Below are 11,807 nucleotides of genomic sequence, written 5' to 3'. Positions count from 1 at the left end.
GGCATAAGGTCAGCTGCGTTGTCGCTCACTTCCTGCCGATGGTGCCGCATATGTCCATGTCTTCAAACTCCACGCAAGCTCATGCCATTTTGCAGGCGTCTTTGATGCACGCTGCTGCGTTCAACGTTCTGCGGCTACAGGCAGGTCGACACCTGGCATTGGCCGGAGCGGTGTTGGCGCTATGCCTGGCCAGTCCGCAGGCATTTGCGCAGTCGGAAGACGCCCCGGCGTTCGACCGTCCCGGTATCCCGTTCGCTGCCGAGGTGCTGCGGCCTGGCGCATTCGCCTGGGAGCAGGGCTTGCCGGATGCGAGTACCGACCGTGCCGATGGTCAGCGCACGACGCTGTATACCGCCGACACGGTGTTGCGTCTGGGAGTATCCGAGCATGTGGAGCTGCAACTGGGCAGCGACAGTTACAACTGGCAGCACGGTGGTGCGCGCACACACGGCGGTGGCGACAGCCAGGTCGGGTTGAAGGTCGCCTTGCCGTCGCGTTCGGAGAGTTTCCATTGGGCGGCACTGGGCACCTATCACGTGCCGACCGGCAGCCCTGCCTTCAGCGATGGCTATTCGCGCGAGCTCGGGGTGACTGCATCGTGGGATCTTTCGCAGCAGCGCGCGCTGGCGTTGTACGTCAATTACGCACGCGATAACGACGGGCACACCTGGACGTTTTCGCCCAACTACACGTTCTTTTCGGGCGAGCATTTCAGCAGTTATGTGGAAGCTGGCCTGGATACCGGCAGCGAGCATTCGCGTGTGGCGGGCGCCGGCGGTGCCTGGCAACTGCCGCACGCAATGCAGCTGGATGTTTCGGTGCTGCGCGGGCTGACCTCGGAAAGCCCGGATTGGCAGGGCGGGATCGGCTTGTCGATCGCGTTTCAGTAACGGGTCAATAGCAGCCCAGGCACGCGTGCAACAGCGAGGCGCGAGTCCTGGCGTTGCGGCGCCCCCATATTGGCGTTGCTGGGGTAACGGCGCGGTCGCTTGGATTTCAAACGCTTGCGTGACCGCAGCAGATCGCTTGACTGCACGTCACTGCGGTCGGTTAGACGTGTGGGTGATCAATCGACGCGCGTGGAGCGGGGCGGGGCGCACGGAGCGACGCGCGTTCCATCCACACATCGCAACGGCACGCCGCGGTTGCCAGAAGCTGCAGTAAGCTTTTTATCTCGACCGATGCGGCTCTGTGCCAATGACCGCCACAGTTGCGCCGCTGGATTTTGTTCTGCTCATGCTGCACTGCCGCATGCATTGAATGGCGGGAAAAGGCTTAATTGGATCGATCCAATTCCAGTCCATTACATGCGCGTTTTTCACTCAGCGGGTCCCAGCGCTTGACGCGTCCCAAACAGGCCTCGGCTGCGCCGGAGGCTGGCGAAGTACGCCCGGCACGGCGTGGCGCGGTGACGCTGCGCGACATCGCAGGCGCAATCGGCGTCTCGCGCGCAACCGTGTCGCTGGTGCTGCGCGGCAGCCCGCTGGTGCATGCCAGCACGCGCGCGCGGGTGGAAGCCGAGCTGGATCGGCAAAACTACGTCTACAACCGGGCCGCGGCCAATCTGCGCCAGCGCACCTCGTCCAGCATCGCGCTGGTCATCAATGATCTGTCCAACCCGTTTTTCGCGGAGTTTGCAGCAGGGGTCGACGAAGCATTGGGCGCGGCCGGCTATGTGACGCTGCTGGGTAGTACCGGCGAGTCCACGCAGCGTCAGCAGGCGGTGCTGACCTCGTTGATGGAGCACACGCCGGCCGGGATCATCCTGTCGCCCGCCGAGGGCAGCCAGGCGCAGGCCTTGGCGCAGGTGCTGGGCCGCCAGCGCAACGTGGTGTTGTTCAATCGCGAAGTGGAAGGCGCCGGCTGGGACCTGTTGGCGCTGGACAACGAACAGGGCGCGTTTCTGGCCTGCATGCATCTGATTGAACAAGGTCATCGGCACATCGTTTTTTTCGGCGGTCATGCCGAATCCAGCTCGTGCCGGCAGCGTCGTGCCGGCTATACGCGTGCGATGTCCGGTGCGGGTCTGGCGGTGCAGTGCGTCGAGTCGGCACCCAATCGTCAGGACGCCGCACTGTGTGGCACGCGCATGCTCGACAACGCCGACCAGGCCGTGACCGCGGCGGTTTGCTACAACGACAGCGTTGCGCTTGGCCTGATGGCCGCGCTGGCGATGCATGGGATCGTTCCGGGCCGCGACTTCGCGGTGACCGGCTTCGACGATATTGCCGAAGCCGCCTTGTTTACCCCGCCGTTGACCACGCTGGCGGCCGATCCGCGTGCGCGCGGCCGGCAAGCGGCGCAGCTGGTGCTGCAGCGCATCGGCAGCCCGGACCTGGCGTCGCAGCGGCTGACCGCTGCAGTGGCGCTGAAGGTCCGCGCGAGTAGCGCCTGCGCGCCCTCACACTTCTCTGTGTCTTCGCAACATCCCGTAAGCGATTCTCCCGCCCATTCCCCCACCAAGGCCTCAGGCCGCTGACCAGGCAACTCCTATGGTTTCCCTTTCCACGCAATCCACTGTGCCAAGCGGCAACAAGGCGCCCGTCAACAACGGCGTCGCGTTGTCGGTGGTCACCACGATCTTTTTCATGTGGGGCTTTCTCACCTGCCTCAACGACATCCTGATTCCGCATCTGAAGGCGGTGTTCGAGCTGAACTTTGCGCAGGCGATGCTGGTGCAGTTCACCTTCTTCGGTGCGTACTTCCTGATGTCGTTGCCGGCCGGTTGGCTGGTCAATCGCCTGGGCTACAAGCAGGGCATCGTCGCTGGGCTGGCGGTGGCGGCGGTCGGTGCGCTGGGTTTCTGGCCTGCGGCGGAACTACGCGTGTATGGCGCATTTCTGGGGGCGTTGTTCGTGCTTGCCACCGGCATCACCATCCTGCAAGTGGCGGCAAACCCGTATGTCGCGTTGCTGGGTCCGGAGCGCAGTGCCTCCAGCCGGCTGACCCTGGCGCAGGCGCTCAATTCGCTGGGGACCGCGATTGCGCCGCTGCTGGGCGGCTGGTTGATCCTCTCCAACACCGTGATGAGTGGCGATCAGCTCAAGGCGTTGCCGGAGGCCGAGCAGCTGGCCTATCGCGTGCAGGAAGCGCAGGCCGTGCAAGGCCCCTACATCGGGCTGGGCGTGGTGCTGTTTTTGCTGGCGATCTTCGTGTTTCTGTTCCGTCTGCCCACGTTGACCGATGCCGGCGCGCAGAAGGAAGAGAGCAAGCATTCGCTATTGGATGCGCTGCGTCACCCGCATGTGCGTTTCGGTGTGCTGGCGATCTTCTTCTATGTCGGCGCAGAAGTGGCGATCGGCAGCCTGATGGTCAATTACTTCTCGTTGCCTGAGATCGGCGGGTTCACCGAGCGCGAGGCGACCACCTATGTGTCGGCGTACTGGACCTTGGCGATGATCGGCCGCTTCATCGGTTCGGCGTTGTTGGCCAAGCTGTCGCCACGCGTGCTGCTGTCGGTATTTGCGGGGATCAACGCCTTGCTGCTGGGCCTGACCATGGTCAGTGGCGGCATGCTGGCGGTGTATGCGCTGGTGGCGATCGGGCTGTTCAACTCGATCATGTTCCCGACCATCTTTACCCTGGGCATCGAGCGGCTCGGTCCGCTGACCGGGCGCGCATCCAGCCTGTTGATCATGGCCATTGTGGGTGGCGCGATCGTGCCGTATCTGCAGGGCCTGCTGGCGGATCGCATCGGCCTGCATGAGTCGTTCGTGCTGCCGCTGGTGTGCTACCTGTACATCGTGTTTTACGGCATCTGGGGCTCGCGTTTGCGCGGCGCACTGGCGGAGGCGCGCGCATGAGTGCCGCCAAGAACCAGGTGGTTTGCTTCGGCGAAGCCTTGATCGACATGTTGGCCTTGCCGCAGGCCAGCACCGATGACGCGCGCACCTTCGCGCAATATGCCGGCGGTGCGCCGGCCAACGTGGCGGTTGCGGTGGCAAAGCTCGGCGGCGCTGCGCATTTTGTGGGCATGCTCGGGCGCGACATGTTTGGCGATTTCCTGTTGCAGAGTCTGCAGCAGGCCGGCGTTGTCACCGATGGCATCGTGCGCACCGATGAAGCCAAGACCGCGCTGGCGTTTGTGGCGCTGGACGACGCCGGCGAGCGCAGTTTTAGCTTCTACCGGCCACCGGCAGCGGACCTGCTGTTCCGTCCGGAGCACTTTGCCGCCGATGGGTTTGCGCAGGCAGCGGTGCTGCACGTGTGCTCCAACAGCATGACCGAGGATGCGATCGCGCAATGCACGCTGGACGGCATGCGCCGCGCGCGTGCCGACGGCGCCATCGTCAGCCTGGACCTCAATCTGCGCCCGATGCTGTGGCCGCAGGATGTGGACCCGGCTGCGCTGCTGTGGGAAGCGTTGGCGCTGGCCGACGTGGTCAAGCTCTCGCGCGAAGAACTGGAGTATCTGGCCGGCACCTTGCATAGCGACGCCAGCGCGGTGACGCAGAAGCTGTGGCAGGGCAACGCGCGCTGGCTGCTGATTACCGACGGCGGTGGCCCGGTGCATTGGCAGACACGGGTGGATTCCGGCCAGGTGCCGGCGTTCACTGTGCAGGTGCGCGACAGCACCGCGGCTGGCGATGCGTTCGTCGGTGGTCTGCTGTATCAGCTGGCCGCACGTGCGAGCACGCTTGAACACCTGTGCGGCGATGCTGCGGCGATGACGCAGGTGATTCGTTTCGCCGCCGCTGTCGGTGCACTTGCAGTGACGCGCAAAGGCGCGTTCGCCGCGATGCCCAGCATCGATGAAGTCCATTCTCTGATCCAGGAACAAGCATGAGCCCGTTGCCCGCATCTCCCGCTCCCGATTTCCGCTCGGCCGATGTGTTGCGCCAGCATATTGCCGACACCATGGCGTTCTATCACCCGCGCGCGATCGACCCGGCCGGTGGCTTCTTCCAGTATTTCAAGGATGACGGCAGCATCTACGATGCCGGCCACCGGCATCTGGTGAGCAGCACGCGCTTCGTCTTTAACTACGCGATGGCGTACCGCGAATTCGGCAATGCCGAGTATCTGCAAGCGGTGCGTCACGGCCTGGAGTATCTGCGCAACGTGCACCGCAATGCTGCCACTGGCGGGTATGCGTGGACGCTGCGCGATGGCGTGGTCGAAGACGACATGAACCACTGCTACGGCGTGGCGTTCGTGCTGCTGGCGTATTCGTGCGGCCTGAAAGCCGGTATTGCCGAAGCGCGCGAATGGATGGACGAAACCTGGCAGCTGCTGGAAAAGTACTTCTGGGAAGCGGAATTCGGCCTGTATCGCGATGAGGCCGATGCGCAGTTCAACTTCACCCGCTACCGCGGCCAGAACGCCAACATGCACATGTGCGAGGCGATGATCGCCGCCTACGAGGCCAGCGGCGAGCAGCGCTATCTGGATCGTGCGCTGCAACTGGCCGACACCATGACCCGGCGCCAGGCGGCCAAGGCCGATGGGTTGGTGTGGGAGCACTATGACCCGCAATGGAACATCGACTGGGACTACAACCGCGATAACCCCAAGCATTTGTTCCGCCCCTGGGGCTTCCAGCCGGGTCACCAGACCGAGTGGGCCAAGCTGCTGATGCTGCTGGATCGCTACGCGCCGACAGACTGGTTGTTGCCGACTGCGCAGCATCTGTTCGATGTTGCGGTGGATCGCTCCTGGGATGCGCAGCGCGGCGGGCTGTATTACGGCTTCGCACCCGACGGGCAGGTGTGCGATGACGACAAGTATTTCTGGGTGCAGGCCGAGTCGTTGGCTGCAGCGGCCTTGTTGGCGCAGCGCAGTGGCGATGCGCGCTACTGGCAGTGGTACGACAAGCTGTGGGAGTACTCCTGGACCCACATGGTCGACCACCGCTACGGCGCGTGGTATCGCATTCTGGATGCGGATAACCGCAAGTACAGCGACGAGAAGAGCCCGGCCGGCAAGACCGATTACCACACCATGGGCGCGTGCTACGAAGTGTTGAACGTGTTGCGTCCAGCAGTTTGATGCGGGTGTAGCAGGGCGCGGCCGTCTATGTGCGGCCGCGCCGTGATGTAGGAGCGCACCCGGGCGCGATGGGGCTTTATCGGTAAAGCCTTGTCGCGCCCGGGTGCGCTCCTACGTTGGTTGGTCGCTGCTTGCGGTGATGCTGGCCCGGTGTTATTCGGGTGCCGCACCATGTGTGCGTCCTACAGCGTGTTGAATGTGTTGCGCCCAGCAGTTTGATGCCGGTGTGACAGGGCGCGGCCGTCTATGTGCGGCTGCGCCGTGATGTAGGAGCGCACCTGGGCGCGATGGGGTTTTATCGTTAAAGCCTTGTCGCGCCCGGGTGCGCTCCTACGTTGTTGGGTTGGCTGCTTATGGCGATGCCGGCCCGGTGTTACTCCGGGTCGTAATCCAGATTCGATGCCAGCCAGCGTTCGGCCAATGCCAGCGTGATGCCCTTGCGTTTGGCGTAGTCGGCGACCTGTTCCTTGCCCAGCCGCCCGACCACGAAGTACTGGCTCTTGGGATGGCTGAAGTAATACCCGGACACCGCCGCAGTGGGCAGCATCGCAAAGCTCTCGGTGAGCGACATGTCCGTGTTGCGTTCGGCATTGAGTAGATCGAACAGCGTGCGTTTTTCGCTGTGTTCCGGGCATGCGGGGTAACCGGGTGCCGGGCGAATGCCGCGATAGCGTTCGGCAATCAAGGCCTCGTTGTCGAGCTCTTCGTTGTCGATGTATCCCCAGAACTCGGTGCGCACACGCTGATGCAGGCGCTCGGCCAGTGCCTCGGCCAGGCGATCGGCCAATGCCTTGAGCAGGATTGAGTTGTAGTCGTCGTGCGCCGCTTCAAAGCGCGCAACATGCGGGTCGATGCCGATGCCGGCAGTGACCGCAAACCCGCCGATCCAGTCCTGCTTGCCGCTGCTCTTGGGCGCGATGAAATCGGCCAGGCAGAAGTCGGGACGGTCGACGGGTTTGTCGACTTGCTGACGCAAAAAATGCAGGGAATGGGGAATGGAGAATCGGGAATGGTCGGGCGCCGATGCATCGCCTTGCGATTCCCGATTCCCGATTCCCGATTCCGCAGGCTCGGTCAGCATAACAACATCATCGCCTACTGCATTGGCCGGCCACAGCCCAAACACCGCCTTGGCGGTGAGCCATTTTTCGTCGACGATTTGCTTGAGCATACGTCGCGCGTCGCGATACAGCTCGCTGGCCTGGGTGCCGACGATCTCGTCGCTGAGGATGGCCGGAAATTTACCGGCCAGCTCCCAGGCCTGGAAGAACGGCGTCCAGTCGATCAGCTCGATCAACTCTTGCAACGGGTAATCGTCGAAGACGTGCAGGCCAGGCTGACGCGGAGTGGGCGGTGTGTAGTTAGCCCAATCGCCATCGAAACGCTGGGCGCGTGCCTTTTCCAACGACACCAGCCGTTTTGCATCGCCACGGTTGCGATGGCGTGCGCGGATCTCGGCGTAGTCGGCCTCGTTGGCAGCGACGAAGGCCTGACGCAGGTCGCGCGAAATCAGCGATTGCGCAACGCCTACCGCACGCGAGGCATCCTTCACCCAGACCGTGGGTGCGGCGTAATGCGGGTCGATCTTCAGCGCGGTGTGCGCGCGCGAGGTGGTGGCGCCACCGATCAACAACGGAATCTCAAAACCTTGTCGCTGCATTTCGCGCGCCACATGCGACATTTCTTCCAGCGAGGGCGTAATCAAGCCGGACAACCCGATCAGATCCGCATTTTCTTCGCGCGCACGGTCCAGGATCACCTGCGCAGACACCATCACGCCCAGGTCCACTACGTCGAAGTTGTTGCACGCCAACACCACGCCGACGATGTTCTTGCCGATGTCGTGCACATCGCCTTTCACGGTGGCCATGATGATCTTGCCGTTGGACTTGCCAACGTCGCCGGTGCGCAGTTTTTCCGCTTCGATGTACGGCAGCAGATAGGCCACGGCCTTTTTCATCACGCGCGCGGATTTGACCACCTGCGGCAGGAACATCTTGCCGGCACCGAACAGGTCACCGACCACGTTCATGCCGTCCATCAGCGGGCCTTCGATCACATCCAGCGGGCGTGTCGATTGCTGGCGCGCTTCTTCGGTGTCGGTTTCCACATAGGCATCGATGCCATGCACCAGCGCATGCGCCAGGCGTGCACGCACCGGTTTGTCGCGCCAGGCAAGGTCCTCGACCTTGGCCGCACCCTTGCTGCCTTTGTAGCGTTCGGCGATTTCTAGCAGCCGCTCGGTACCATCCTTGCGGCGATTGAGGATGACGTCTTCCACGCGCTCGCGCAGGTCCGGGTCCAGCTCGTCGTAGATCGGCATGCCACCGGCATTGACGATGCCCATGTCCATGCCGGCCTTGATCGCATGGAACAGAAACACCGAGTGAATCGCCTGACGCACCATCTCGTTGCCGCGGAAGGAGAACGACACATTCGATACGCCGCCGGAGATGTGGCAATGCGGCAGCGTGCGTTTGATTTCGCGGGTCGCCTCGATGAAGTCCACTGCGTAGTTGTCGTGCTCCTCGATGCCGGTGGCCACGGCAAAGATGTTCGGGTCGAAGATGATGTCTTCCGGTGGAAAACCCACTTGCTCGGTCAGCACCTTGTAGGCGCGCGTGCAGATTTCCACCTTGCGTGCGCAGGTGTCGGCCTGGCCTACTTCATCGAAGGCCATGACCACGGCGGCGGCGCCATACCGCAGCACCTTGCGTGCCTGTTCGATAAAGAGCGCTTCGCCTTCTTTCAACGAAATCGAGTTGACCACGCTCTTGCCTTGCAGGCACTTCAAGCCAGCTTCGATCACCGTCCATTTGGACGAATCCACCATCACCGGAATACGCGCGATATCCGGCTCGGACATGATCAGATTGAGAAAGCGCGTCATCGCTTTTTCGGAATCGATCAGGCCCTCGTCCATGTTGACGTCGAGGATCTGCGCGCCATTGGCAACCTGCTGGCGCGCCACGTCCACGGCTTCTTCGTAACGCTCTTCCTTGATCAGCTTGCGGAATTGCGCGCTGCCGGTGACGTTGGTGCGCTCGCCGACGTTGACGAACAATAGGTCCGGCGTGATGACCAGCGGTTCCAGGCCCGACAGGCGGGTGTAGCGGGGAGTGCTCATGCGATGCTCTGGCGGGCGTCGGACGTGGCGAATGTCCAGTCGAGGCGATGATAGTTGGCGGTCGGCAGGGCGCGGACCGAGATGGCCCTCATCCGCCCTTCGGGCACCTTCTCCCGCGCGCGGGAGAAGGGGGCTTTCGTCCATGTGCTGAGTAATGTGCTGTCCTTCTCCCGCGTGCGGGAGAAGGGGGCTTTCGTCCATGTGCCGAGTAATGTGCCGTGCTTCTCCCGCGTGCGGGAGAAGGGAGCTTTCATCCACGTGCGGAGCAATGTGTCGTGCTTCTCCGGCGTGCGGGAGAAGGGAGCTTTTGTCCACGTGCGGAGTAATGTGCCGTGCTTCTCCGGCGCGCGGGAGAAGGGAGCTTTCGTCCATGTGCAGAGCAATGTGCCGTGCTTCTCCCGCGTGCGGGAGAAGGGAGCTTTCGTCCACGTGCGGAGCGATGTGCTGTCCTTCTCCCGCGTGCGGGAGAAGGTGGCGCGCAGCGCCGGATGAGGGCCCACGTGCTGCATCACGCTGCCAGCTCCTGCGCACCCGGCAACTGCCGCGGCGGCAGATCCGCTACCGCTTCGGCAATTGCGCGGATGTGGTCCGGCGATGTACCGCAGCAACCGCCAACCAGATTCAGCAAGCCGGACTGGGCAAATTCGCGCAGCGTCTCGGCCATTTCCTCGGGCGTTTCGTCGTATTCGCCGAATGCATTCGGCAACCCGGCGTTCGGATGCGCGCTGACATAGGCGTCGGCGATCTGCGCCAGCGTTTCCACATGTGGGCGCAGATCCTTGGCGCCCAGCGCGCAATTCAGGCCCACCGACAGCGGCCGCCCGTGCGCAACCGAGGCGTAGAACGCTTCGGCAGTCTGCCCGGACAGCGTGCGACCGGACGCATCGGTAATGGTGCCGGAGACCATCACCGGCAAGCGCCCGCCGCGTGCTTCGAAGACTTCTTCGATCGCGTACAGCGCGGCCTTGGCATTGAGCGTGTCGAAGATGGTCTCCACCATCAGCGTGTCGGCGCCGCCGTCGATCAAGCCTTCGACAGCCTCGCGGTAGGTCTCGCGCAATGCATCGAAACTGGTGTTGCGGTAGCCGGGATCGTTGACGTCCGGGCTGATCGACGCCGTGCGGCTGGTGGGGCCGAGCACGCCGATCACAAAGCGCGGTTTGTGCGGCGTGAGCGCTTCGACGGCATCGCAGCATTCGCGCGCCACTTGCGCGCCGGCCTTGTTCAATTCGTACACCACGTGTTCCAGGTGATAGTCGGCCTGGCTGACCGAGGTGGCGTTGAACGTGTTGGTTTCCAGCAGGTCGGCACCGGCATCCAGATAGGCGCGGTGGATGCCGGCGATGATCTCGGGGCGGGTCAGCAACAGCAGATCGTTGTTGCCTTTCAGATCGTGACCTTCCTGCGTGTGGGCGTGATCGCAGCCCGGGCCATGCACATGCGCGCTGTCGTAGCCCTCGGCAAACCGTGTGCCGCGATAATCGGTTTCCTGCAGATCGTGGCGCTGGATCATGGTGCCCATCGCGCCATCGATGATGAGGATGCGTTCGCGCAGCGCGGCAGTGAGCTTGGCTGCACGGTCCGGGCGCAGCCACGGCAACGAGAACGGGATTAGCGGTTCGGAATTTGCGATTGGCAGGGATGTCATCAGCCAGTTCTCCGCGCACTCGTGTTGTTGTTTTCAACCAATCCCGATTCCCGACTTCCGACTCCCGGCTTCATCGCAATCAACGAGATCACTTCGAAATGGGGCGGGCGTTTTTCGCGCGTCACCGTCTCCAGGCTGGACACATCCAGCCCGGCTTTTTCGACGAACTTGCGCAGTTCCTTGGCGGCAAACCCGAGATTGACGTGGCCATAGGCGTGCACGGCCGCGCGGTGTTCGTGTTTGGCCAGGCTGCACAGCAGCAAGCGCCCGCCGGGGCGCAACACGCGTGCGGACTCGGCCACCGCTTGCGCCGGTTTTGCGGCATAGGTCAGCGCGTGCATCAGAACCACCAGGTCGAAGCTGGCATCGGGGAAGGGCAGCGCATGCATGTCGCCTTCGCGCACTTCCACGTTGCGCAGTTTGCGCAGGCGCTCGCTGGCAGCGGCGACCACGCGTGCGCTGGTGTCGATACAGATGTAGCGGGTGGCGTGCGGGGCGACCAGTTCAGCCAGCACGCCGTCGCCGGAGGCGATGTCGAGCACGTCGCCGGTTTCCAGCAAGGGCAGGGCGGTACGCGCCAGCGCTTCCCAGGTGCGACCGGGCGAGTAGTGCCGCTCCATGTCGCCGGCCACCGAATCGGCCCAGTTCTGGTCGGCGGCGCGGTTGGCCAACACGGCCGCCACGCGCTCGGCATCCTGGCGCAGCAGCGGGTCGTCGCTGCCCGTGCTCAGCGCCAGCCACAGCGCACGCTGGGCCGGGTCCAGCGACACTTCGTCGAAGCGGTAATACGCCGACACGCCGGCGCGTCGGTCGCGCACCAGCCCGGCTTCCTTGAGCTTGGCCAGATGGGTGGACACGCGCGGCTGGGCCAGACGGGTGATGGCCGACAGCTCGGCCACGGTGAGTTCTTCCTGTTCCAGCAGCGCCAGCAGGCGTACCCGGGTGGCGTCGGCAAACACTTTCAGGCGCGCCGACCAGTCTTCCAGATCCATGAATATCTCTATATCGCGATATGGAGATATTTTCGGCCCGGCGGGGTGTGGG

General features: G+C 63.5%; 8 protein-coding genes and 1 pseudogene. 6 read left to right on the top strand and 3 right to left on the bottom strand.

Annotation, left to right across the window (positions count from 1 at the left end; genetic code table 11):
- Nucleotides 1-38: 38 nt before the first annotated feature.
- The 5 genes and pseudogenes from VC212_RS00750 (at nt 39) to VC212_RS00730 (ending at nt 5,988) form a co-directional block, all read left to right on the top strand.
- Nucleotides 39-890, top strand: a complete 852-nt coding sequence (locus VC212_RS00750; RefSeq protein WP_323514267.1) for a transporter — start codon at nt 39-41, stop codon at nt 888-890.
- Between the two features lie 503 nt (nt 891-1,393).
- Nucleotides 1,394-2,479: pseudogene (locus VC212_RS00745) on the top strand (LacI family DNA-binding transcriptional regulator); the annotation flags it as partial.
- A gap of 13 nt (nt 2,480-2,492) precedes the next feature.
- Nucleotides 2,493-3,803: an L-fucose:H+ symporter permease gene (gene fucP / locus VC212_RS00740; protein ID WP_323514074.1), complete on the top strand. Its 1,311-nt coding sequence runs from the start codon at nt 2,493-2,495 to the stop codon at nt 3,801-3,803.
- Complete coding sequence (locus VC212_RS00735; RefSeq protein WP_323514073.1) at nt 3,800-4,786, top strand: carbohydrate kinase; 987 nt, start codon at nt 3,800-3,802, stop codon at nt 4,784-4,786. Before fucP ends, VC212_RS00735 begins: the two co-directional genes overlap by 4 nt.
- Nucleotides 4,783-5,988: an AGE family epimerase/isomerase gene (locus VC212_RS00730; protein ID WP_115561764.1), complete on the top strand. Its 1,206-nt coding sequence runs from the start codon at nt 4,783-4,785 to the stop codon at nt 5,986-5,988. Before VC212_RS00735 ends, VC212_RS00730 begins: the two co-directional genes overlap by 4 nt.
- A gap of 373 nt (nt 5,989-6,361) precedes the next feature.
- On the opposite strand, the gene metH is transcribed toward VC212_RS00730, so the two are convergent.
- A complete protein-coding gene (gene metH / locus VC212_RS00725; protein ID WP_323514072.1) occupies nt 6,362-9,259 on the bottom strand; it encodes a methionine synthase in 2,898 nt (965 codons plus the stop codon).
- Between metH and VC212_RS00720 the strand changes: the two genes are divergently transcribed.
- On the top strand, nt 9,197-9,607 hold the full coding sequence (locus tag VC212_RS00720; RefSeq protein WP_323514284.1) for a hypothetical protein: 411 nt from the start codon (nt 9,197-9,199) through the stop codon (nt 9,605-9,607). The two genes, metH and VC212_RS00720, sit on opposite strands and share 63 nt — an antisense overlap.
- A 16-nt stretch (nt 9,608-9,623) precedes the next feature.
- Here the strand turns inward: VC212_RS00720 and VC212_RS00715 are convergent, their stop codons facing one another.
- Entirely contained in the window at nt 9,624-10,763 is a 1,140-nt protein-coding gene (locus VC212_RS00715; protein ID WP_055844791.1) for a homocysteine S-methyltransferase family protein, read from the bottom strand.
- Complete coding sequence (locus VC212_RS00710; protein ID WP_311238731.1) at nt 10,763-11,755, bottom strand: metalloregulator ArsR/SmtB family transcription factor; 993 nt, start codon at nt 11,753-11,755, stop codon at nt 10,763-10,765. Before VC212_RS00710 ends, VC212_RS00715 begins: the two co-directional genes overlap by 1 nt.
- Nucleotides 11,756-11,807: the final 52 nt, after the last annotated feature.

Source organism: Xanthomonas sp. WHRI 8932A (assembly GCF_035012785.1).
In the GTDB taxonomy this organism is placed as follows: domain Bacteria; phylum Pseudomonadota; class Gammaproteobacteria; order Xanthomonadales; family Xanthomonadaceae; genus Xanthomonas.
The sequence above is the reverse complement of the archived record's forward strand: the minus strand, read 5'-3'. Positions and strand labels throughout refer to the sequence as shown.